Source organism: Nocardia asiatica NBRC 100129, from assembly GCF_000308415.1.
Taxonomy (GTDB): Bacteria; Actinomycetota; Actinomycetes; order Mycobacteriales; family Mycobacteriaceae; genus Nocardia; species Nocardia asiatica.
On record NZ_BAFS01000250.1, the window covers coordinates 64,697 to 87,944 of the forward strand.

The 23,248-nt window shown below is 61.0% G+C and carries 23 protein-coding genes; 8 read left to right on the top strand and 15 right to left on the bottom strand.

The genetic code is table 11. The features are described from left to right. Window positions 1–16: 16 nt before the first annotated feature. Window positions 17–604: an NYN domain-containing protein gene (locus ON27_RS24595; RefSeq protein WP_051046967.1), complete on the bottom strand. Its 588-nt coding sequence runs from the start codon at window positions 602–604 to the stop codon at window positions 17–19. Between the two features lie 309 nt (window positions 605–913). Next, complete coding sequence (locus ON27_RS24600; protein ID WP_043732622.1) at window positions 914–1,246, bottom strand: histone-like nucleoid-structuring protein Lsr2; 333 nt, start codon at window positions 1,244–1,246, stop codon at window positions 914–916. A gap of 783 nt (window positions 1,247–2,029) precedes the next feature. On the opposite strand from ON27_RS24600, the gene ON27_RS43115 reads away from it, so the two are divergent. Then, complete coding sequence (locus ON27_RS43115; protein WP_157227319.1) at window positions 2,030–3,454, top strand: hypothetical protein; 1,425 nt, start codon at window positions 2,030–2,032, stop codon at window positions 3,452–3,454. A gap of 1 nt (window position 3,455) precedes the next feature. Here ON27_RS43115 and ON27_RS41525 read toward each other — a convergent pair whose 3' ends face one another. Together ON27_RS41525 and ON27_RS24610 are read right to left on the bottom strand one after the other, a co-directional pair. Beyond that, a complete protein-coding gene (locus ON27_RS41525) occupies window positions 3,456–5,213 on the bottom strand; it encodes an AAA family ATPase (RefSeq protein WP_157227320.1) in 1,758 nt (585 codons plus the stop codon). A 21-nt stretch (window positions 5,214–5,234) separates the two neighbouring features. Continuing rightward, window positions 5,235–6,143, bottom strand: a complete 909-nt coding sequence (locus ON27_RS24610) for a DNA-methyltransferase (protein ID WP_157227321.1) — start codon at window positions 6,141–6,143, stop codon at window positions 5,235–5,237. Between the two features lie 355 nt (window positions 6,144–6,498). Between ON27_RS24610 and ON27_RS43120 the strand changes: the two genes are divergently transcribed. Beyond that, on the top strand, window positions 6,499–7,566 hold the full coding sequence (locus tag ON27_RS43120) for a PGN_0703 family putative restriction endonuclease (RefSeq protein WP_157227322.1): 1,068 nt from the start codon (window positions 6,499–6,501) through the stop codon (window positions 7,564–7,566). A gap of 39 nt (window positions 7,567–7,605) precedes the next feature. On the opposite strand, the gene ON27_RS24615 is transcribed toward ON27_RS43120, so the two are convergent. Next, window positions 7,606–10,122 (bottom strand): DEAD/DEAH box helicase family protein, encoded by a 2,517-nt coding sequence (locus ON27_RS24615; protein ID WP_043732515.1) that lies wholly within the window; start codon window positions 10,120–10,122, stop codon window positions 7,606–7,608. A 157-nt stretch (window positions 10,123–10,279) separates the two neighbouring features. Continuing rightward, window positions 10,280–10,705 (bottom strand): hypothetical protein, encoded by a 426-nt coding sequence (locus ON27_RS43125; protein ID WP_157227323.1) that lies wholly within the window; start codon window positions 10,703–10,705, stop codon window positions 10,280–10,282. Between the two features lie 211 nt (window positions 10,706–10,916). On the opposite strand from ON27_RS43125, the gene ON27_RS24625 reads away from it, so the two are divergent. From ON27_RS24625 to ON27_RS24645, 4 genes are all read left to right on the top strand, one after another. Continuing rightward, window positions 10,917–11,156, top strand: coding sequence for a hypothetical protein (locus ON27_RS24625; RefSeq protein ID WP_043732520.1), 240 nt, complete (start codon window positions 10,917–10,919; stop codon window positions 11,154–11,156). A 72-nt stretch (window positions 11,157–11,228) separates the two neighbouring features. Continuing rightward, window positions 11,229–11,945, top strand: coding sequence for a hypothetical protein (locus ON27_RS24630; RefSeq protein WP_043732523.1), 717 nt, complete (start codon window positions 11,229–11,231; stop codon window positions 11,943–11,945). Between the two features lie 83 nt (window positions 11,946–12,028). After that, window positions 12,029–12,562 (top strand): DUF3558 domain-containing protein, encoded by a 534-nt coding sequence (locus ON27_RS24640; RefSeq protein WP_083887792.1) that lies wholly within the window; start codon window positions 12,029–12,031, stop codon window positions 12,560–12,562. 14 nt (window positions 12,563–12,576) lie between these two features. Continuing rightward, the gene (locus tag ON27_RS24645; RefSeq protein ID WP_051046969.1) at window positions 12,577–12,957 is read left to right on the top strand and encodes a hypothetical protein; all 381 of its coding nucleotides are present in this window, start codon (window positions 12,577–12,579) and stop codon (window positions 12,955–12,957) included. Between the two features lie 640 nt (window positions 12,958–13,597). Here ON27_RS24645 and ON27_RS24650 read toward each other — a convergent pair. From ON27_RS24650 to ON27_RS24665, 5 genes are all read right to left on the bottom strand, one after another. Next, complete coding sequence (locus tag ON27_RS24650) at window positions 13,598–13,840, bottom strand: hypothetical protein (protein ID WP_043732529.1); 243 nt, start codon at window positions 13,838–13,840, stop codon at window positions 13,598–13,600. A 351-nt stretch (window positions 13,841–14,191) separates the two neighbouring features. Next, window positions 14,192–14,338 (bottom strand): hypothetical protein, encoded by a 147-nt coding sequence (locus ON27_RS43130; protein WP_157227324.1) that lies wholly within the window; start codon window positions 14,336–14,338, stop codon window positions 14,192–14,194. Between the two features lie 16 nt (window positions 14,339–14,354). Then, window positions 14,355–15,659 carry a phage major capsid protein gene (locus ON27_RS24655; protein WP_051046970.1) on the bottom strand — a complete coding sequence of 435 codons (1,305 nt, stop codon included), beginning with the start codon at window positions 15,657–15,659 and terminating at the stop codon, window positions 14,355–14,357. A 32-nt stretch (window positions 15,660–15,691) separates the two neighbouring features. Then, window positions 15,692–16,240, bottom strand: coding sequence for an HK97 family phage prohead protease (locus ON27_RS24660; protein WP_043732531.1), 549 nt, complete (start codon window positions 16,238–16,240; stop codon window positions 15,692–15,694). 404 nt (window positions 16,241–16,644) lie between these two features. Continuing rightward, window positions 16,645–16,947, bottom strand: coding sequence for a hypothetical protein (locus ON27_RS24665; RefSeq protein ID WP_043732534.1), 303 nt, complete (start codon window positions 16,945–16,947; stop codon window positions 16,645–16,647). Window positions 16,948–17,086: 139 nt separating this feature from the next. On the opposite strand from ON27_RS24665, the gene ON27_RS24670 reads away from it, so the two are divergent. Beyond that, window positions 17,087–17,278, top strand: coding sequence for a hypothetical protein (locus ON27_RS24670; protein WP_043732537.1), 192 nt, complete (start codon window positions 17,087–17,089; stop codon window positions 17,276–17,278). Here the strand turns inward: ON27_RS24670 and ON27_RS24675 are convergent, their stop codons facing one another. From ON27_RS24675 to ON27_RS24690, 4 genes are all read right to left on the bottom strand, one after another. Beyond that, a complete protein-coding gene (locus ON27_RS24675) occupies window positions 17,279–18,724 on the bottom strand; it encodes a hypothetical protein (protein ID WP_157227325.1) in 1,446 nt (481 codons plus the stop codon). 355 nt (window positions 18,725–19,079) lie between these two features. Beyond that, on the bottom strand, window positions 19,080–19,271 hold the full coding sequence (locus ON27_RS41530) for a helix-turn-helix transcriptional regulator (RefSeq protein WP_083887793.1): 192 nt from the start codon (window positions 19,269–19,271) through the stop codon (window positions 19,080–19,082). 203 nt (window positions 19,272–19,474) lie between these two features. Continuing rightward, window positions 19,475–20,578, bottom strand: a complete 1,104-nt coding sequence (locus tag ON27_RS24685) for a tyrosine-type recombinase/integrase (protein WP_043732545.1) — start codon at window positions 20,576–20,578, stop codon at window positions 19,475–19,477. 148 nt (window positions 20,579–20,726) lie between these two features. Continuing rightward, window positions 20,727–21,692 (bottom strand): hypothetical protein, encoded by a 966-nt coding sequence (locus ON27_RS24690; protein WP_157227326.1) that lies wholly within the window; start codon window positions 21,690–21,692, stop codon window positions 20,727–20,729. 19 nt (window positions 21,693–21,711) lie between these two features. On the opposite strand from ON27_RS24690, the gene ON27_RS24695 reads away from it, so the two are divergent. Then, a complete protein-coding gene (locus ON27_RS24695) occupies window positions 21,712–22,947 on the top strand; it encodes an IS256 family transposase (protein WP_043732550.1) in 1,236 nt (411 codons plus the stop codon). The last annotated feature ends 301 nt before the right edge of the window (window positions 22,948–23,248 follow it).

A 23,248-nucleotide genomic window follows, 5' to 3' on the forward strand; every position in this document is an offset into this window, starting at 1 on the left:
GCGGGTGCCTGCTCGATCAGTAGCCGCCGGAGCCGCGCTTCGTCGGCCTCTTGTTTTTCGCGCTCGAAGTAGGCATCAAGCCAGACGCCGAGCCAGCCGGTTTCACTACGCCGGCGGGGGACGCACTCGGCTCGGCCTGACGCAGTACCGTCTCCCAGAACTTGTACTCGCTGCACACCGACACCAGTCGAGCGCTGGTCGTGGCTTCGTTGGTGCCGATGCCGATGACGTGCTTGCCGAACTCGCGCAGCTTCTGCACCAGCGGAGTGAAGTCACTATCCCCCGTCACCAGGACGAAGACGCCGATGTCAGCGTGGGCAATCAGGGTCTCCATGGCATCGACCGCCAGCCGGATGTCGGCCGCGTTCTTGTGTGTGCCCGGTGCGAAACGGCCGAGCTGCACTAGGTCGATGCCGTTCTCCGCCAGCGCCTGCTCGTATTGGCCGAACCGCTCATCACGCCAGTCGGCGTACGCTCGGCGTACCGAGGCGTTGCCGAACCCGCGGCAGAGCCACCGCAGTGCGGACGAGGGAATCGCCTTGGCTCCTGCACCATTGCTGCCAGCACCGAGGACAAGGTTCTCAAAATCCAGGAAGACAGCCACAGCCCCGTTCGTGACGTCTGTCGAGCGCGAATCTCGCCGCATGATCCCCCAAGAACGGTGGGCATTGATTGGCTACGAGTGTAGGTCACACCACGCGAGCGGACGGGACGGTTCGATCGTGCCGAGACTGCCTGGCCCGACACCATCCCCAGTCATCTAGACGATCGTAACTGTCGGGTGCGACACCACACTGTGCGTGGGATATACCTAGGCATGCAACTATCTGGAGAATGAGATCAGTACCGCTGCCCACGGGGAGCGGTGATATGCACAACCCAGCTGAAGGCGCCACACCGAGGTGTTCGCCCCCTATTCGTTCGCCTTCTTGTACGCCTCGATGATGTCCGCCTGAATCCGTCCGCGGCTGGAAACCTCGTAACCGTTCTGGCGGGCCCACTCGCGGATCGCCTGGGTCTGCTCGCGACTTGTCGCCGACCGAGCCACGCTCTTGCCCTTGGGGATTCGCCCTACCTTGCGGGCATGTGGCGTCCACTGCTCGAAGAACCCGCGGAGCGCGCTGGCGTTCAGGACGGACAGGTCGATCTCGTAGGTCGTGCTGTCGAGCCCGAAAACGACGGTCTCCTCGGCCTTGGACTTGCCGTCGTAGTCGTCGACCAGCTCGACGGTGACCTTCCTTGCCACGTACTTTGCCCCTTCATGTTCGTCAGACTGCCGGAACAGGCAAGCGTAGACGGTGATCGAGAGGGCTCCGTCATGCGACATGCAGTAACCACCGCACGACTCCTAGACGGTGACGCCCGCGGGCAGCCGCACCAGCGAGCGGACGGCGATCATCACGTCAGCGTGCCGCCGATAACTTTCCACCTCGGTCACACGTACCCACTCGCCGGATCGCGAGTGACGTCCGTGCGGTTGGCCCCGCAAGACCCGCGAGGCGTGTGGGATTAGCTACTCGTTGCGGTTCAACACCGACGATGAAGTGCATGGCTTTGAGGACATCAGCCGTGACCGGTTCGGTATCATCCCTGCTGCGTGGAGGCGGCAACCCCTATTCGAAGATCGCACGCCAGCATTGGGCCGAGGCCTTGGCACCAAGTGTCTATGCCACCCCGAAGCCGCCAGCTGAGCCCTGCCGAGTGTCTACCTTCTCGCTGGCAGCGGTGACAAATTCTGCTTGCCGTATCGAACAGGCGACAGCATGCGACCTTTTAGTGCCACGACCTTTCACGCACCGAGCGACCGACCCCGATTGTGCTTCCGCCCAATGAGCTCATTTCCGCTGTCGTCTCGATCCGAGCCGTTTCCCTTCTGGTGGCCGCGCCGGTCGCCTGGGAACCCGGCGCCCGTCTCCCGCATCTGCTGCTGGGTGTTGTGGATGCGCGTCCCCGCTGGAGGCGTGCTCACTCCAGGGCGTCTGCCTGTCGTGGCGTGGCTATCCAGTCTGCAGTCTGGAATGCTGTTGATGTGACAGAGATCAGCGTTCGGCTGGTAGCTGGAGCTCGGGATTGGATTTTGGCAGACGAGCCCAGGATTGTTCCAGCATCACCACTTGTGTTGGTGGTAAAAGGCAACCAGAGCAGCTCAGTATCACTCGACGGCAGGTTGATGCGGCTGTCAAGCGGCTTGCTGCCTGTCGATCTAACCCGGTCAACCGGGTACCACCGGTTTGAAGTAGACGGCCGGACTTTTTGGTTCGGCACTGAGGACGCCAAACTTCGTTTAGCTGGCATCGAGAGCATGCTGAACGAGCTCAACAGCCTCGGCGTCGGCTGGAGTGGGCAAATGCTGTTCTCGGATGGTCGTGGCATGCGCGATCCGCATGTGGTATACGGGTGGCTTGATGCATATGCGGAACTCGCGCTGACCGCTGCTGCAGCAGTTTTGGCAGCTCCACGGATGATCAACACCCGCTCCACAGCGCTGAGCCGCCGAGGAGGAGCCAATGTACTTCGAGCACCAACTCTAAAACTTTTACGATCTGCGCCTCGTGAGTACTTGGCTCCAGACGCCGAGGGCATCCTAACCATGCCCGATGGGCGTCGCTACGACCCGCTTCGGGTAGTCGTTAAAAAACGCTATTCAACACTGGACACTATCGCAAATAGGCGAGTTGTCGAGTTGCTTACTTGGCTAATAAAGCTAACAAAAGAAGTGCTTGCAAGCGACCCATCGACAAGAGCGAAGACACGATGCCGACTGTGGGCTAATCGAGCGAGCACGCTCGCACTAAAGCCAGTAGCGCAGTCGCTGCAGCACATACGCCACGGTCAACCAGCGCTGCGACAGCCCGAGGAATTGACGGACCGCAGATACCGGACGACTTACACCATGGCTACCGATATTCACCGACTGTTCGGCTGGTCAGCCTCATCTGCACCCCTTCCGCGGTACAGCTATATAGACCGGTCCGATCAAATTTACCAAGCGTATGTCGCATCTAAGCTAGCTAAAGAACTTGGGCTGCATCAGACGCAGCCGATACTCGGCTCATCCGCCATAGCCTTTGCTGGTCCACAGTTCGATCTTTATTACGACACCGTATGTCCGCCAGCAGTTCTACGCTCTTGGCGAGCTTCGAGCAGCCGGCCAGATCATTCTCGACCAGACATTCTCCTACATGAGAGAGAGACGGGTCGCGTCGCTATTCTTGATGCCAAGTATAGAATAGCCCAAGATGGGAAAGCCTCAGAAGATAGCAGGAAAGAAGTTACCTCATATCTTGGACTGTACGGATTAGAATCTATTTCGATTATTTATCCCGGTGACGGTTCTCCGGAGACGATAAGTGGACACGGTCGGTCGATTCATGAGATCCCACTCCGACCCTCAATCGGGCTTGAAGATTCATTGCCACTAATCATGGGCTCTCTACAGCTTCCACCGTTCTGAGCTAGAGCAAGGGTAGAAGTTCGTCAGACGGCCCGTCCATTATGCGGTCGATCATGTTCGCAATCTCGTCTGCATTCGGAAGATCTGCGCACGCCTCGCGCAGTTCCTCGATATCAGCATGCGTGCCGCGGACCTGATGTATAAGTTTATCCGCGACGACTTCACCGAGTGCGCGCAGTTCCGCTTCTTCGTCACGGTCTGCGTGGGATATTGCGAGCACTACGTCCCGCAGGAGGCCCATCGTGAACCATGAGCGTCCAACTGCTGTTCGGAGAATTGCACTGGTGATCTCGACAAGAGTATCCTTCACCTCCTCCGAGAAATCGTCCAATGAAGAGATACTGTCAAGTCCCGCGCTGCGCATCGCGTCGAACTGCGACGGACGCGATTCCAGGCGTCGGGTTGCTATGCGGTTTGACTCTGTCCTAACTATAGGTTCTACAAGGTCCAGGACGGCGTGTTCGGGATCTTCTTCAAAATGGTCGCCAAGTACGTTTGGCATGGTGATGATTGTTGAACGGCGCTTCGTGGGGGAACTGACTCGCGTCCTTGTTTCAGGTTCATCTCTATATGAATTGCAAGTGGCTATGATGAAAGTGTCCACAGGGAGTTTGCCATGGTCGCCTCCTGGAAGTTGAATGCTCCTACTTTGCTCCTGGGTAGCTACCAGCACGGAGGCAAGGTAGGTCTCAACGGCCGCAAGATTGAACTCTTCGAGTAGAACGATCTTGGCTTCTAGCGGGTTTGTGCTAGTAAGAACTTCCTGCGCAAATTGACGAAGTTCAGGTTTACCGTCTAGCCGTTCATATCCAATTAATTCAGTTTCATCGAAATCGGCCCGGACCGCCACCGTTATGGGAGAGTCCAACCCGAGTAGCAGCGACAGTTCTTTTCCGAGGAGTGTCGAGAATAGCGTCTTACCAGTGCCGGGTTGCCCCACAAGAATGACGATATCGCCACGCAGCCAGGCGGTGAGAACCCGACGAACCAAACCAACTGGAAGCTGGTATCCCTGTTTAGTAAGCCCTTCTTCAAGTTTGGCGACCAGCTCAGGAAGTCCCATGCTAACCGTAGGGGCGGGTGGAAGGCTGCCCAACACTTCGAGAGTTTCCTCTCCGATCGGTTGAGGCTCAAACGGAATTGCACCATATTCGGGCGGAATGTCGTCTGAGTACAGCGTGCCAATAAGATCCGCCGCTTGTGGTTTGAATTCGTTCTTGAACCATGCCACTAGTTTGTCAATACTTGTCGCGGAGTTGCCCAGATTTGCGACAATGGCAGGATTCAAGCTATCGATGTCGATGTTGCGACCAAACCACAATGCGAGGTCAACAATCCTCACCGGCTGCTGGCCAGCCTCCACTAGGACACTGCCAGCGTCCGGGGTTATGCGCCACGAATCGCGGCGTAAGCCGTTACCCGTCGCCTTCGTTTGGATGATCACCCGTCCCCGACCACTCCAGTCGGTCCGGAGACGCTGCAGCCCACCGCCAGCGTACTTCTTCTTCTGCCATGGCTGCGCTGACGACCATGGCGCTCGGTACGGTCGCTCCGGCTCGGGTGGACGCGGGAGTGTGAAGTATTCCTCCAGGAGTGCCGTCTCCTCGGTAGAGCCGAACTCAACGCCCTCCACTACGGGATCCCGACTGTTCCTCGCCGCAGCACGTAGTAGTGCTGGAAACGTAACGACTGCAAACGGATGAGCACCGTCCAGGGCAGCAACAGCGCTGATGATGAGAGCAGCAGGCGCAAATGACACAGAGGCAACTGTACCGGGGCATCAGTCCTTCTGAGACTGCGGCTTCTCCATGTTGTCTGCGACCAGGGAGCAGAAATCGGGGTTGAGTTCGACGCCGATCGAAGAGCGTCCCATCTCGTCAGCGACGTACATAGTGGTTCCGCCGCCGAGGAAGGGATCGAGCACAACACCCCCCTCGGGGCATCCTGAGTTGATGCACCGCTCAACGAGTTTGCGTGGGTACGGCGCGTAGTGTGTTCCGCGGGCGAGTGAGCGGCGGTCCGGCTCGATGAACCACACGTCTTCTTCTCCTTCCAGACCCTCCCGATCAAAGAAGTAGCGCGGTGACTTCGAGAACAGGAAGATGTGCTCGTACTTCCTCCAGGGCCGATCCTTACTGGTCGGTTCCGGAATCGCGCTGTTACGCACCCAGATTATGGTGCTGCGAAGAGTCCAGCCGTCTTGCTGCAACGCAAGCGCGACGCGCCACGGTATGCCAATAAGCGACTTCCGTGGGAGGCCTAGGCCGGGGCCATCCACAGCCCGAAGCCCAGGAAGCCGCCGACTTCGGTGCTTGGCGTCATGGCCGTGGGGGCGCCCTTTGGCGCTGTAGTACGTGTCTCCAAGGTTGAGGAATACCGTGCCGGTATCCTTGAGCGCTGGGCGTAGGGCCGAGAATGCTTCTCGCAGGTTGTTTACGAAGCCATCGATGCTTGGCTCAAGGCCAAACTGGCCGGCTACCTCATAGTCCCGTTGCCAATAGTACGGCGGCGAAGTCACGACGCAGTCCACCGAGGCGGGTTCCAGAGATTTCATCGCGACGCGGCAATCACCGTGTAGCACTTGCCACGTCGTACCATTGGGGCGTTCGCCAGCCGCGAAGGGCTCGCTCACCTCGTCATCATCCAAGCCAGTCATGAGGTCTTGAATGTTTGCATGGGGCACCGACATGCCGACAGTGTAAGACATCTCCGACGGTCTGGCCCGCAGCGGCACCCCGCGTGGTGCGTGGTGGCCGCGCATCCCGCCGTGGTGCCGCATAGTCTTGATCCTGTGACAGACGAAGACGGTGCCAGCTTGCGCGAACTCGCCCAGTACCTGGTCGGGCCAGCCGAGATTGCTTCGCTGCTAGGTGTTGAGTCCAACACAGTCAATGTGTGGAAGACTCGTCACGCCGACTTCCCGAAGCCGGTGAAGAGGCTTCGCGCCGGAGACCTTTGGGATATACGAGACATCAGGAAGTGGGCTCGATCGACAGGGCGCCCAACCGTCAGTCGCACCGCACAAGATGGCCGCGCAGACGCCGGTGAGCACTAACAAGACTTTGCAGCCGCATTGGCGGTATTGCAGCATAGAAGGCGATATCGTGCTGGAACGGGCATCAAGTTACCTAGTTGAACCCCAGAACATAGGTCCGGTCTTCTTTCCTGAAAGCAGGCTATCGACGCGCATCCGATTCCACCAAGCTTGGTATCGAGCAGGGATTCTAGGAATCGAAAGATTTGGGTGCATGCCAGCAGCCAATGGACAGGTGCCCAAAGGCAGCGTATTGCCGCCCGCGGCAGCGCTGGAGGGAAAGAACTTCACTTCGGCTGAGGCGTTCGACTGGTACACAAATAGACGCGCACAGGGATGGGGAGTTGATCCCATCCGATGCACGGCTGTTATGACATCAAGTCAAGCGCTGACTTTCAATGCATTTGCTCCACTTCGTCATTGCGACCGATGGTTCCGAGTAGTGCTCAGCAATATTTTCGATATTGATGTCAAGAAAATCCATCGGTGCGAGATTGAATTTGCACCGTCTCGCCCCTCTCTCGCACTCGGCGATAAGACCAGACTCGACCTCTGGCTACTCATAGCAACAAGCTCTGGCAGTCTATCAGCCTGCATAGAGGTCAAATACGCCGACCGATTCAGCAGTCGATTCTTGCCCGTGTGGAAGAATGATAGGTACAGAGACCTCACCCTGCGTGGAAACTGCAACTCCTGGGACTTGGACAGTCCGCAGATTAGAAGTAGACGAATCAATCAATTAGTGCGATGTCATGCACTAACTTCATTCTTGGGAACGTCGTATGAATGCAAGAATTCGGCAAGGGTCGCGGTAATCCATCATCCCGATGATGCGATCGCACTAGACATCGTCGATGAGTACCGCTCCGTTGTGCGACAGCAGTCGTCGATTAAGAGTATGGATATCAAAAGACTTTTTGAAGTAATGATGGATAATTCAAGCAGCGAGGAGCAGCGGCGCGAAGTAAGCACCTTGGCTTGCCGATATGTGCAGTTTGATCTCAGCGATCCTTCATGGAGGCTCGCACAAAATACTCATTCAGGACGGTCCATCACTGGTAGCCGACAAGCGGACTAGTTCGATAAGCCCATCTAAACTTTAAACGATTGTGTCAATTTATGGACGTCTAACAGGTACCGAGAAAGTGGCAAAGAGCGTGCCTGCATTAAGTTTGTACTGAGCCAGTTGTGTCGCGACCGCAGTTTCATCTCCCCACCGGCCAAGGCCATCAGCAAGTGCCACAGCAAAGCCGGCCACTGCCTGCTTAAACTCATCAAGCTTGTCAGGTGTCACAACCCGCATGCCGTCGACGGCGGTTGCATCGTGATGGAGTGCCGAACTGGGGTGCAGCATGATGGGCAGCTGCGATGCATCTGGATACTCCTTCTGGTCCCACCGCACGCTGCCGCCCAACTGGTCAGCATCCTTCTTGGCGATTGTGTCTGTGCTGCAACCTGTCTTCAGTTCGATAACCGCATGTCGGGCGTTGTCAAGCAGCCATAGGTTGTCCGGGCCGGTGCCGTACAATTGCTCAGGCCGTTCCGAGACGAATCCGAGGTGGCATCCGATCTGCTGCCACGCAGCTTCCGCCTGCTTGGTTCGATTCTCGTCACCCCAGATAATCTCATCGAAAAGGGCTCGGACGCCGAGGACCAACTGCGTCGGATTGGTGTATGACCCTCGCAAGAATTCGGCGGCAGCACGCGCCTGGGTAGCGGTTGCGCGAAGTTTGGTCGGATTGATCCCAGATGCCGGCCGCAGTAACAGCGGGTTGTCGGCAATAGCCGCATGTTGTTGCTGCTGTGCAAGATTGGGATCGATGAGGTGGGTATAGGTTGCCTGCTGTTCGCGTAGCAGGCCCCGCAGGGCTATGTCGCCTGTGTCGTTGATCGCCCGCTGGAGTCGATCGGCTGCCGCGCGGATTTGTCCGCAGGCGGCCGAGTCAAAAGCCTCGCGAATCGCGATTGCCTCGGGCCGAACAAGTCCGGTGTCGGCATACAGTACTCCCGCACGGGCATGGCGACTGCGCGCAACCCAGTTCGGATCTTCAGTAAGGCAGGCGATTAAGGCGACTCGGATTGCATCCAGACCCTGATGCTCGATCTGTAGGGCAATATCATCGCTGAGATCAAGCTGGATGCGTGTCGCTGGCGAGAAGTGCTTACGTTGCTGCGATTCGCTGACCGTCATTCCGAGGGACGCACCCATCAACAGCACCGCGCAGTAGTCATCTGCTGCGCGGACACCCCGACCCATCCCTTGCTCGATGCGCTGAATCGCTCGAATTCGACGTGCTTGGCTTTGTACAAGAACAGCTGCCTCGCGGCGCTCGGTCGCGTCCAGAGGCTCGGGTACGCCGTCCAGAATCAGCAGTCGGCAGGCATCGTAGGGGAGGTCGACCCCGTCATACTTGTTGACCAACACCACGAGGCCCACATGCGATGTTTTCAGTGTCTCTACCGTGTCTTCGAGATCACCAACGAAAGCAGTCACGTCAGCGTAGGCACCCCAACGCTCTGCAGCCAGTTTGCTCGGAACCAGTACAACAACATTCACGGGGTCAGCATCCGCTACGCCGTCGCCGTCACGGTCGCCATCGGCGAACTGGCGGGCGAGGATTCGCACAGCTTCATCATCGAGCGAGGGATTTAATGCAACCGGCGCCAGAATCATGCGATCGCCGAGATCTGCAGCGCTACCTGGTGTAATCACTCGTGTGAGAGTGGAAGGGTCGGCATCCATGTCAGTGACAAGGACGCTGTCGTCAGACAACGTTGCGGTCAAGTAGACACGGCGTTTCGCGTGAACGAAGGACGGGATCACGCTGATCGGAAGGGCCGGGGGGCGAATCTCAATACTGCGAGAAGTAACTGTCGCAGCACATAATCTAAGCACCTCGGATATCAGTGGCCACTCGAACTTGAACTCGTCCTTGAACCGGTGGGGATACAGCGAAGCCCACACATCTTCATGCCTATCTGACCACGCCCAGTAAGGAATGCGCAGTAGCGCTGCATAATCGCGGCTCAGGATGTCGTTCCAGGATTTCAGCGACTGGAGCTTCAGGTCATCCTCAAACAGATTCAACAGCTCGGTGTACGCGTCGTGCGACTCTGGGATCGTCAACCGGAACTGCTTCTCAGCCTCCGCCAGAGCCGCGTGTGCATCGTCGACTATCACGACGCCCAGGTCAATAGGGTCACGTCCGTCGCCCAAGACGCCGAACCGAGACTTCCCATTCACCAGGGTCTTGAAAGTGGTGACCAGAATTGAGCGCTCGCCGCGGAAGCTGGCATCGTTCGGTGACTCGCTGACCGCGAGCCCGAGGGCCGACGCCTCCTGGCGAACACGGGCGGCGAGATACGTATCGGGAGCCAGATATACAGCCTTGCCCGCACCCTCGTTGAGGGTGCTCTGGGCGATCAGCAACCCGACGACTGTCTTTCCACCGCCAGTGTTCTGCTTGATCACGTTGTCGTGGTTATCGCGCTGGGCGTACCACTTCTCCAGCACCTCGCCCTGCTCCTGTCGCAGGTAGGACCACGGTGGCTTCGGGAGCGCGTTGAAGATGTCGCGCGGCCGGACCAACGGGGTGGAAGTCTTGGCTCCGATGCTCGACCAATCGAGCGTCATGGACGCCGCCCCCTTCTCTATGCACCCGGCCCATCGCCACGCCTGATGCTGCTTAAGATGTCACGGCTACGCTACCCGCGCCAGCCGGGTAAGTCCGCCGATTACGTAGACGCTCGCCATCTTTCGGGCTCCACGCTCGGTTGCAATGAACCGCCGCCTAATCCAACTCGTTCTCTCCCTGATTCCCACGCTCCGCGGCCGCTGGTCGCATCCTCACCCCTGCTCGCTTCAATGCCTTCGCTACCGTGCTCGCATCTACCCCGAACTCCTTGCCGATTCGCGCCGTCGTCCACGACTCTTCGACATACAGCCTCGTCGCTCGCTCCACCAACGACTCGGTCATCTTCACCATCGGCCGCTTCGCCACCCCAGCGCGCCGCAGGTGAGCCTCGACCGTGTTCCGATGCAACCGATACTCTGCCGCCAACTCCATCATCGAAGCCCCATGCCGATACCGCTCCACCAACGCCGCAACCTCGTTCGGCTGCAACTTCCGGTTCGGTCGATACGCCACATCATCGCCGTGTTTATTACAAACTCCCAGCTCAGCGCCCTCGACTTCAACTTCCAGCTCCTCCCCCAACTCCCGAACCAGCCGCGCAAACGGGGCGGGAAAACTTGAAAGGGATTCACGGAGGCGCACCATATTGTTGCAGGTCAGGCAGGGTAACGGCAAGAGTCGTTCCCCTGCCGTTCCTTTTGGGGCGGGGGTCTAACGATCGGGTCGGCATTCCGATATGCATCGTAAGAGCACCTGACGGGCACGTTCCGGCGAGCACTGACGAGGAGAAGCAATGACTCTTTACGGGTTTGTGGAGGTCTCGCCGCCGATGCGGTTCCGGCTGACACGCGCGAACGGAGATGTGGTCAAGACACAGCTAGTTCGCAAGCTTGTCGTCATAGAGGACGGCCGACCGAGCGAGGACTTGGCCGGTTTCATCGTCAGGCTCGAAGATGGCACGGAGACTACGCTCGGCGACCTACTCCTCCACTGGGACGAGACAACGGTGGGCCTGCTCGACTACGAGCCGTAGCCTCCACATCGGATGGAAGCGTCGGTGCCGTTTCGAACGTCGCGTGTCGGTTGCTCTCAGTACGCTTCTTGCATGAACTTGGTTCCAGACTTCCTGACGCAGTGGAGCTTCTGGCAAGCCTTCGCACCCGGCGCTGCATGCGGCGCGATACTCACCCAGTTCGGCACAGGCATCAACGGCTGGATCAGCGATCGCCGAGCTTCGAAACTCGAAGACAAGAAGATGAATCGCACCGAGTCGCGAGAGGACAAGAAGGAGAGTGACGAGCGGATTCGCAAAGCGTGCTCGGCATTCGCAGGCACCTGCGAGGAGGTCCTCTCCGCATCGTTGGACGTCAAGGGTGTGTTCAACGTTTTCCGTGACGCTCTCAACGATCGGACCGGCAAGGTCGATCCGAATGCGATGGCGAAGGCCATGTTCGCCGAGACACAGGTCGACGAAATGAAGCGAGTCGGCAAGGCGTACAGCGACCTCAAGTTGGAAGCGCCGGGACCGATCATGCAGTCGGCGACTCGCGTGTACCGAGCCCTCCAGGAGCTGATGAGGACGACCACGCAACCTCTCGCTAGGCCAGTAACGTTCAAGTCTGCGGCAGCAGAGCTGAATGCCTTCATCGAAGTCTTCCGCGACCATTTCGGCATCGACCGCTATAGCGAGGACGATGCGAAGCGCGAGACCGCAACCTATCTGGAGACACTCCAAGCGCAGACTGACGACTTCATCGAAGAAGCAAAGCGGGATATGCGTGAGGCGGGTTTCAGGTCAACCCCTTGGGACGCTGATCGCTGATCGCGGGCAGGCAGCCGTCAGATCGCGCCGCCGGTATAGTCGCCGGAGACGACCGAGCGGCGTACTAGGAAGCGGGGGAAGGCATGCGGCCGATCGCAAGCGCAATCCTCATGGTGGGACTATTGGTCACAGGGCCGGTATTGGCCGGTTGCGCGGACGACACCAGCGGGGCATCGTCGACCAGCACGAGCGCAGCGCCAGCGGCCTTGTGGAATCCGTGCTCGGAGATCTCGGACGCGAGCGTGCGCACCCTCGGGCTGGACCCGACCAGCAAGGAGAGCGATATCGGGGGCGTGCACCAATCTGGGTGGGAGATCTGCGCCTGGAAGGGCACGCAGTACGGGCTCACGGTGTACTCGTCGGCCAAGGGGGTCGACTACTTCAAGAGCAAGCCGGAGAACGTCGACTTCCGGCCGGTGACGGTTGCGGGCCGCAGTGGTGAGCAGTTCCGCGTCAACGGCACCACCAAGAACCTCAAGTGCGATCTGATCATTCCGGCCAGTCAGGGGATCTTCCAGATCGCGCTGCTGGGGTGGCCGGGGAAAGATGGCCCTGCCGACCCGTGCGCGGCTCTCGATCAGGCTGCTCAGGTTCTTGTGCCGGTGATGCCGAAGTAGGAAGGGGGAACCAAGTGGGCGACGGTGTCGGCGGGCATTGGGCTCGTCTGGCGGGACAGGCGCGAGCGGGGGAACTGTATCTCGATGACGAGACGGCGGCCCAGGAATGCCTGAAAGCGTGCGTCAACCGCATCAATGACCTGCGTGGCATGCTTCAACTTGTCGACCAGGCCAAGAACGTCACGGGGTTCGGTGACTTCGACATGGCCGAGCAGTTGCGCAAGAAGTTCTTCAGCCAGGCCACCAGCGGCGAGAACTCGGTAGACGCCGTGATCTTGGAGCACATCGAGGCCGTGGAGAACATGCGCGACGTCATGGCGATCAGCATCGCCCGAATACGCGGTCAGGACTATACCAACGCAACCGCCATCACTGCGATCATCGACGCTACGTAGCGCCACGAGACGTCTACGGTTCGTCGGCGCACGCTTCCGGCTGGTCGGTCACTCCCCGAGGGGTCACCGCGTGGTCGAGGTGCGCGCGATGAGTTGGACCGAGGTCGGCATCGCGGTCGCGGTCGGCCTGCCCCCTGCGGCGTCAATATGCATATGCATAATTGCAGGTCAGAAGCACTTTTTCAAGATCGATCCCAGAAATCGCGATCCCCGGAGAGAGGCGGCCCGACAGGTCTGTCGTCTCATCGTCTCATTCTCTCACCTCGGCGAAGACCTCCCCCCTCCCTACGACCGGCCGGTTGTCGCGCCCAGGGGGCAGGGGGTTGCCTGTGGGTTTCGCCGGACGGCCCGGACGCCGACGCGGCTTGAGTCGATGACGCTCAGGTCCGTAAATCGATTCCGATAATGTCTCGGTCGGTCGGCAGTGGACGCGCGTCAGAAATTTTCCTTACACGGGCATTGACGGTTACGGGTCAAATTACAAGCTTGCACTATTGACATCGACGACGTACGCGGGTGGGTGTCAACGCTGCGCAGCGCAAATCGTGCTTCGAATCACGGCACACCAACCAACAGCGTAGGCACCACAGGCACAGGGCGCAGGCAGCCACGGTGGCAGTGCACAGGCAGGCACTATAGGTCAGGGCAGACCATCGGGTGAGCGCATGGGCTCGATGGTGTACTTCGCAGTCGGCGTCGGATCGTCGGTGTCGGTGTCGGTGTCGCGCTGAGCGATCAGCCTGTCCAGCACCGCAACCGCTGCCTCGTTCCCGGCGCGTGCTGCCTGTTCACGCAGGCGCAGCAGGCGGTGGAGCGGCAGGTGTCGAACCGTGCGACCACAGCGCTGACCGTGGTGGCATTGCCTTCTGCCGTTGTGCTGCATCAGCTCTCACACTCCATCACGGGGTGGTGGGCTACCCGATGGACCGAGGGGAACCGGACGAAAACCCCGGCCCTTTCGAAATAGCCCACCACTTTTGCGAACACCGCCGCGTCAAAGGAATCCGGGGTAGAACTTGCAGGAACACCCCCGGCAGGAAAACCGCAGCGGTACCGCATCCGCTACCCCCCCGAGAAAATGGCGGAAAACCCAGGGGATAGCGGAATCCTTCTCATGTCACCGCAGTGTCGGGCATATGCCTCGTCCACCAGAAGGTATTGCCGCGCAACCATTCCGGCGTATCGGCATCCGGCGTCCACGTGAGCGAACGGCATTCGATGATGTACATAGCGCTCACCCTTCCGGTCCCGAATCCGGCAGCGCCCGCCACAACTCCACCGGGATACCTTCGCGCTTCTCGGCGTCGAGGTCTTCGTAGAACTCCCGTTCGGCGTCCTCGCGGTTGAGCCGCCACATCCGTACGACGTCTTCGAATCGCATTGCAGCAACCTCACATTCACGGACGAACGCCCACATCGAAGGTGAAGGCCGCGGGCTGGAGAACGGCGACATCGGCTCGCATATGCGCAAGGAACGCCACCTGCATGTTGTCCGCGAACCGTTCCCGAAGTACTTCCAGCGCAAAGGAAGTGCGGATGCCGATCGCCAACATGTTCCACTGCCCGACGTAGATTTCCGAGGTGTCGTTGCTGGTTCCGACCGTCAAGTTCGTCGGTACCTGCTTCGTCGGCAGGATCGGCGGCAGACCGGCGGGCGGTGCGAGGTAGGCACCTTGCGAATCCTTGAGCTTCGACAGCGACGTAATCGACCGTGGCGCAAGGATCACCGCCGAGGGCTCATAGTTCGATGCCCTGACCACACCGATCGCGTCGAGGAACCAGTCGTAGGTGTTCAGCGCCGCGCCGTTGGCTCCGTGGCTGGTGACCGTGATTCCACTTGTGTTGAGTAGACCCCTCGGCTCCGGTGCTGTTCCACTGCCGCGCAGGGCGACCCGATCCAGCTCCAAGGCGAGCTGAGCGCCGAACGACCGCGCGATGACATCGCTGACGCTGGGGTCGCTGTCTTCGAGGAGTTCGCGGCTGATCTTGACCATACGGGTCAGGCTGCGGGCCTGGAGGGTGACCGCGCCGAATACCAGATCGACTTCCGGCACAGCGGCGTTCTCGTTCCGCCACGACGGCGCGGCTTCGTTCTCCAGTCGCGGGATGCGCAGGGTCTGCGAGGTCATCGGCACTGTGAGAGCGCCTGCCTGCACGACGCGGGTGGCGTTGCGGGCGAGGTCGAGCACCTGGTTGGCGATGGGGCTGGGAACGACGTAGCCGCCAGCGCTGTTGGTTCCCTCGGCCAACGCGCGCTCCAGTGGTGCGTCGTGCCAGTCGCCGGTGCTGACGCCGCGAAGCCAGCGGTCGAAATTGGGCTGTTCCCCGGCGAACTCGTCGGCGTGCCCGTTGTCGCGGCTCCAGTCGGTGAGCTTCTGCTCCCTGGTGAGGATTTTCGCGCCCGCGAGCTCGCGCTTGGGCTCGGGCTTGCGCCGCAGGTGGTCCTGGCGGGCACCGTCGCCGGAGATGTAGTCACCGCGCTGATACCGGTCGATCATCGACTGGCGTTGCTGCTCCAAGCGTTCGGCGGTCTCTTCGATGTACTCGGACAGTTCGGTGGCCCGAGCGGTGATCTCGTCGAATCGGGTGGCGTCGTCGTCGATGAGATCGGCACCGCCGGCTCGGGTCATGATCTCCGACGCTTCGGATTTCAAGCTCGTCAACTCGGCGCGAGCTTCCGCAATGGATAGTTTCTTGTTCATGATGTGGTCCTACGTGTGTCAAAGAAGAAGGGTTACGGCAGCAGGTCCAGGAAGGCCATCACGCGACGGGCGTGGTCTGCGGTGACAATTCGCGGCACCTGCTGTTTGCTGCGGATACCGGCCACCTGCGCGCCTTCGTAGGCGGGTTCGGTCACCAGGCTCACCTCGCGCAACGACGCCTCCAGACGCTCCACGACGCCGTCCACGGTGCGCGACCTGATGGGTACGAACCCGACCGAAAAACCGGTCACAGTGCCATCGCGCACCAACGCCAAGGCATCATTGCCCGCCACGGTGTCGGAGATGCGGAAGGCGACCGCCAACCCTTCGGGGGTATCCGCGAGCGTCACCGGCAGCCCGATCGGGAACGACCTGGTGTTGTGCATCGCCATGAGGCGCACTTTCCGGCCGCGCTCTTGGATGCTGCGGGTGAACGCGCCGGGCAGGAATTTCTCCTTGTAGGGCGGACCGTAGCCGTCACGCACCTCGGCGACTTCGCCGTACGGAATCGCCACTCCGTGAATCGTCCGGCCGGTGGCCCCGTCCAGGCTTGCGTATCTGCGCAGAATGTCGTTGCTCATATTTGGCATCCCCTTCGGTGCGCGCGTCGAATAGAGCCCTCGGTTTCGGGCTGTGTTCGCGGCGACGGCAGCTGGTAGGGGGTGGTCCGACCCGTCCGGGCTGGGGATGCCGGTGCTCGTGCGACCGATCCGTCCGGGTCTACGCCGAAGCAGTGCGGATGCCGAGCTTGTGAATGATTATACCACTAGGGGGTAAGGGTTTGCTGTCGGGCCAGCCGAAGAGCCAAGATCAAACTCCGCCTCGAAGAGGGATTTGCCGTGAGCGCTTCCAGCGGTCTGAGGGCACCAAGATCAAACCATAACTCGGGGAATGATTTGCCGTAGCGCCCTCGGAGACGGCTGAGGTACGGACCTACCCCCCGTGGCGAGAAATCGCTCCAGCGGGCTTCTGGGGGCAGGAATCGCTATCCCAGCGCGCTCGGGTCATCCGGAATGTCATCGAGCAGGTGGAGGTCCTCCACGGTCACCGACTCGTCGAGCAATTTCGCGCGCTCGATCCGGTACAAGAACTTCGGTGTCCCGTCGACGTGATGCCCCCACGTGAACACCACGTCATCCCCATCGAAGTGCGTGCGGGTGCCGTCGCCCTCCGCGATGCGTTCAGCGCGGTCGGTGTCGCTCAGTCGCTCGATGCCGTGCCAGATCACCGCGTTGATCTTCTGCGCCATGTTCTGGGACATGCCCTCCACGTCGAACTGTTCGGTCATTGTTTCTTCTCCTTGAATTGGTCTTGGGTTACCAGATGGATAATTGGCGTTGTAGAGTAAACCTAGATAAAGGTTGAGATTTCTCGGCTATCCTGGAGCGCGGAACCCCGACCATCCCCTCTTCGAGAAGGCCACCCCCATGCGCATCCTCTTCGGTGACGACGAATGGACCGACATCCCCGATCGCGTCGCGGTGTACGACGGCAGACGCTGGGGCAAGGTCGCCATCCACGAGGAATACGACGGACGCTCCGGCGGGTACTCGACCCCGTTGGACTGGGATTGGGACGCCGAGCCCCTGACCTGTGCGCGTCCGGCGGATCGCTACTGATCACCCGACCCCCACTTCCGCTTCCCGGCGCGCCTGCTCGAGCGCTTCGGCGAGCCTGCCGCGAATTTCCTCCTCGATGCCCGCTCGCCCGTCGGTGATGAGGGACACCGTCCAGTCGTAGTCGTCGTCGGGGGTGGGGGGCATCGAAAACGACCGTCGTATCCGCGCCGCCGCCGCCAAGAGTTGACGATCGTGCGCGGGGAGGTCTCCGGTATCCCTGAACGCGCGCCACAGTTGCGGCAGCCTGCCAGCGAAGCGGATCTCCACCCACAGGCCGTCCCGATTTACCTCCACCATTGCCCCGGCTTCGGTGATCGTTGCCGCGTCCACCGGTAGCGCCGCCAGTTCGGACATCGCCTTCTCGACGGCCCGCGCTTCCCGCTTCCGTTCGGCGCAGGTTCCGGCCATCTTTGACAGCATCGCATCGAGGTCGTGGACGATACTGCTCCGTCGCGTAGTAGTGATCCTGGCGCGGTACGGAAAGCCATCGCTGTCCTCGTCCCACTCCACACCGGCAAAGTTGTCGAAGACCGCCAGCACCACTTCTTCGGCTGCGTCGATACGCGCCCTGTCGTAGGGGGTCGCGTCGGCCCAGTTCTTCACAACGCGCCACAGCGGCTCGACCAGACGCGCTTCGATCATCGTGCCCTTGATCTTGAACTCCACCGAGTCCGGGACCGCGCGATAGTGCTTCTCGATGAGTTGCAGCTCCCGCTCCAGCGCCTGCTCGAAGACCTCGGCGGAAACGTCGGCGGTCTCCCAGTCGTCGAAGTCGAAGTCCTCGTCCTCGCCAGCCCAAGGATCATCACTACCCATGTCTGGCGCGCCGGAACCGCTGCCTGGCGACGACGAGCCGCGAGCGGCGGAGCGCGCCAGCGCGGAGTCCGTCTCGTCGGTCGAGGAGGAGTTTCTCTTTCTCTCCTCATCCCTGACATCTCCCACTCCCCTCTCGGGTCGGGTCGAGTCAGGTCGAGTCGAGTCAGTCTTTTCGTCTAGGTGATCTAGATGATTACCTAGATTGGCCATGTAGCGCTTGTAGTCGCCGTTGGTATGGCAGCGGTAGCCCCTGTGATTGCCGCATGCTGCGTGGTTACCGTGCAGATGCCGATCCCAGTCGGCCTTGTCCCGGCGCGTTTTGTTGATCTTCTCCGTCGTCAGCTGGTCACTCCAGTCGATCTGCCAACCCTCGCGTCCGTCTCTCATCACCTTCTCGGCGAGCCCTAGACCCTCCAGCCGCGCGGCTCCCGCTTGCGGATCGGGATGGACGGACGCCCTCCGCAACGCCACGGTTCCGATGAAGCCGTCCGACTCCGCCGCCATGCAATACGACCGCACCTCCAGCAACATCAACAACGCACGACGGTCGGCATCGTCACCTTGCATCAATTCCTGCACTCGATCGTCGTCCCAGAAACCGGGTTCGATCCGTGGACCGTAATTACTCATGTTGTCCCTTTCGGGTTGAAGCTTCTATTGATTGGTGTGTGCCGACGCCACCGCGTAGCCGGAACGATCCGACGAAGACGCGCGTCCCATCGCGGGCAACCTGAATCTCACCGACGGGTCGGACGCCCAGCGCCTCGGTCAGCGCGGCCATCTCCGAATCGGTCGGCGCGCGGGTATACGTCCGGACATAAGGGTGGGTAGCGAAGAATCGGCCATCGCCCCAGCGGCGCCGACGCAGACGAACACCGTGCCGGACGCGGCAGACGCGCGTACCCTCGTCGATATCGGTTTGGTCGGCCGGATAGTGATTCCCCTCGTGCTCAGCGGTGCGGGGGGTTTCGCCATTCATTCGGCCTCACCCATTCAGCGGGCGCAATAGGCCGTCGATTTCGTTGAGGTCGACTTTGATGAGGCGTGGTCCGAAGCGGTGGGCGTGCACTCTCCCCGCCGCGATGTATCGCCTGAGCGTCTTGGTGCAGACCCCGGAATAGGCCGCCGCTTCCGCCAAGAAGACGTAGCGAGGCCGCTGGGTAACATGCGGATTCATTCGAAACTCCAAAAACTCTGACCGTACTAAGTCCCGATTGGACTTTCGCCAGGTTAGCGGACACGGCGGGACGATTTCCCGGGGAAATCTGCATCGGTGGGGTAACAGCTTCGTCTCACCACGAGAAAGGCGAATTGACACGTAGGTTTGTCAACAGCATTCTGATGCCTACGTGTCAACCTGCCCCTATTTCAATTCCGAAATCAACCGCCGTTGTGCAGCTCGCTCAGGCGGCGGGCTATTTCGATATCGCGCCCGGCAGCCGTGTGTTGATAGAGCAGCGCCGCGTTCTGGGTGACGTGCCCGAGTCGGTCCATCAACTCACGCAGCGTCGCCCCGCTCTGAGCCGTCCAGGTGCCCGCGCAGTGACGCAACGTGTACGGCGTGACGCGAGGCTTGCCGGTCCGCTCACTGGCGCGGTTCAGCCAGTTCCGCAGCGTCCAGTCCTTGAGGTACTCACCCTCCTCATTGGGGAACACCAACGCATCCACGTTCGGACCGACGTTGCGCGAGAGATGTTCCCTCACCAGCGGCACCAGATGCGGCGGAATCGTGACGGTCCGGCAGCTCTCCGCCTTCGGGGTGTCCACCCACCTGCGCCCGGCGCGGTAGGACACTGCTCGCTCAACCCGAATCGCCCGTCCCCGCGACCGGAAATCCTTGCGTCGCAGCTCCTTCAACTCGCCTGGGCGTAGCCCGCACCATGCCGTCACCAATACCGCAAGGCGCAGGTGCTCCGGCAGCTCTGTCACCAAATCGACCAGGTCGGCGGGCGTCATGACGTTGATCGTGCGTCGCCGCTTGGTACGCATGGCCGCCTTGATCCGGCACGGGTTCGCCTCCAGGACTTCGTCGGCGACAGCGGTGGAGTAGATGGCGTGCAACAGCGCATAGGCGTGGGCGCGGCGGGTCTTCCCGCTCTGGAGTTGCCCATACCAGCGCCGAACGTCAGCAGGACGGATAGACCCCAATTCGCGGTCCCCCAGCGCCGGGTTGATGTGCAGCCGCAGTAGGTCTTCGTAGAGCCCACGGGTTCGCGGTTTCAGGTCGCGATGCGCCAGCCAGTCGGCCGCGTAGTCCTTCAGCGTCTGCCCGCTCTGGGCCTCCACGGTCGGTGGCCGCCATGTCCCCAGGTCGATCTTCCGGCGTTCTTGCGCGAGCCAGCCCTCCGCGTCGACCTTCGCGCTGAAGGTGCCGCCGGGATGGGCATAGGTGATGGCATCGGGTCCGACGTAGCTCGCCCGGTAGCGTCCACTCGGCAGCTTCTTGCAGGTGCCCCAGCTCCGGCGAGCGGTCTTCTTTGCCATGATCGTGTTCCTTCGGGTCTCCGCGTTCCCTTGGCGTTCCCTTCAGGAGTCATCACATGGCCACTTATGACTACTTGTGACCGATCTTGTCCGGTGGGGTTTCCGCAGGTCAGAACGCATTTCAGGGTACCTGACCAGCGGTAACTGATCAGTGCTCCCCGCAGGTTCGAATCCTGCCGAGGGCACCACCAACATGGGCAACTTTTTCAGTTGTTGCCCTACCTGTGACGGGCCGTGTGCTGGTTTGGTTTGATGCTGGCGGCGGCTCGACGGCGGGCTCCGGGGGTGCAAGTGCGGTCAGCGCGGCGGTGGCTTGTGCGGCGGCGGGGAGTGTCTCCGTGGTCAGTGTGGCGTGGATGGTGGCACGTTTGGCGTTGTGGTCGTAGACGATCTTGAGACCGAACGCCTCGTACAGGTCGCGTTGCAGGGCGTCGGGGGCGTTGGTGAGTTGCAGCGCGAGTCGGGGTAGGTCTTCGATCAGGTCGGGCTCGTTCGGTGGTCGTCGGGCGGCCTGTTCGCGCAGTGCCTCCAGAGCGGTGTTCTTGGTTCGGCGTTCGTGTTCGAGTTCAGCGAACCGGTGACGCAGTCGTCCGGCCCAGGCGTCAGCTGTCTCGTCACCGCTGGAGAAGCTGCGGGATTCGCGCTCGTCGAGGAGGTTGTTCTGACGGCGGGTGATCTCGGCGACTGCCTTCTCGATCGCGGCGATCTGCTGTTGGATGTCGTCGCGGTCGCTGGAGTCGTGGTCGCGTAGTTGGTGGCGTAGCAGCACGGCGCGGTCGGGACCGAACACGCGCTCATTGAAGAAGGTTTGTACGCATTCCAGTAGCGCGTCTTCGCGCACGTACACCGTCGGGGGGTGGTCGGCGTACGCCTCGGGGTTGCCGACGCGGTCGAGTTGCGGCTGGCAGGTGTAGTAGCCGTAGCCCTTACGGGTTTTGCCGAACATACGTTTGTGGCATTGCTGGTGGTGCACGTAGTAGCGCAGCACGTAGGGGTGGCGGGGGGTTGCGTCCAGCAGAGTGGTGTACCAGCGGCTTCGGCGCGAATGCCTGAGCGTGTCGTAGCCGGATAGTGGGCGGTCACCGCGTGATCCTTCTTGAACCGCCAAGCTCAACGAAGGAGAAGTTCACGCGATGACCAGGATCAAGCCTATCGAGGCGAGTGAGTCGTTCGCCGATCAACTCGCCGTCAACAGCCCTGACCTGCTGCGGGAGATGGTGTCGATGTTCGTGCAGCAGCTGATGAGCACCGAGGCCGACGCCCTGTGTGGTGCCGACTACGGCGAACGGTCCAGCGAGCGGGTCAATTCCCGGAACGGCTATCGCCACCGTGAATTCGACACCCGCGTCGGAACGATCGATGTCGCGATCCCGAAACTGCGTCAGGGTAGCTACTTCCCGGACTGGCTGCTCGAACGCCGCAAACGCGCCGAACGAGCGCTGACCTCGGTGGTGGCGACCTGCTACCTGCTGGGTGTTTCCACCCGCCGGATGGAGAAGTTGGTCGAGTCACTGGGCATCACCAGCCTGTCCAAATCGCAGGTGTCGATGATGGCCCGCGACCTCGACGCCCAGGTCGGAGCGTTCCGCACCCGCCCCCTCGACCAAGGCCCGTACACCTTCGTCGCCGCCGACGCGCTGGTGCTGAAAGTGCGGGAGAGCGGCCGTGTGGTCAACGTCCACGCCCTGGTCGCGACCGGCGTCAACGCCGAGGGCTACCGAGAAATCCTGGGCCTGCAGGTGAGCTCCGGTGAGGACGGCGCCGGCTGGCTGGCGTTCTTCCGTGATCTGGTCGCCCGCGGCCTGAGCGGAGTCCAGCTCGTCACCTCCGACGCCCTCTCCGGGTTGGTCGCCGCGATCGGGGCGACCTTGCCGGGTGCTTCCTGGCAGCGGTGTCGCACCCATTACACGGTGAACTTGATGAGCGTCTGCCCGAAAACCTCCTGGCCTTGGGTCCGCACCCTTCTGCACTCGGTGTTCGACCAAGCCGACACTGAATCGGTTGCAGCACAATACGATCGGACGCTCGACGCGCTGACCGAGAAGCTGCCGAAAGTCGCCGCCCACCTCGACGCAGCGCGAGCGGACCTGCTGGCATTCACTGCCTTTCCCAAGCAGATCTGGCGTCAGATCTGGTCGAACAACCCACAGGAACGGCTGAACAAAGAGATCCGCCGCCGCACCGACGTCGTCGGCATCTTCCCCGACCGCACTGCGATCATCCGTCTCGTCGGCGCGGTCCTGGCCGAACAACACGACGAATGGATCGAAGGCCGCCGCTACCTCGGACTCGACGTCCTGGCCCGTTCCCGCGGGCTGACCGACACCGACGAACAGGAGGAAACCGCCCCAGCCGCCCTCACCGCCTGACCCACAACCGGATCATGCAGTGACCGCCCAAATACACCACGCCCCCGGACTTGACCCGATCGGGCGCGGCCGATGCAGTGCGCGTATGGGGCTCGCGTGCGCCGACGCGGCATACGCCTGCTGCCGGCAAGGGCGCTCCAGTGGATCACTATCACCCCATCGATACGAAGCCGGACATGCCCTTCAAAAACGTTGTAGCATAACGACATCGGGGATGGTGAGTCGCGACCGACCACCGCGGGGATTTCCATCATTGCTGTCGGTGGACTGTGGCACTCTCAACCTCGTCACCGTTCACCCG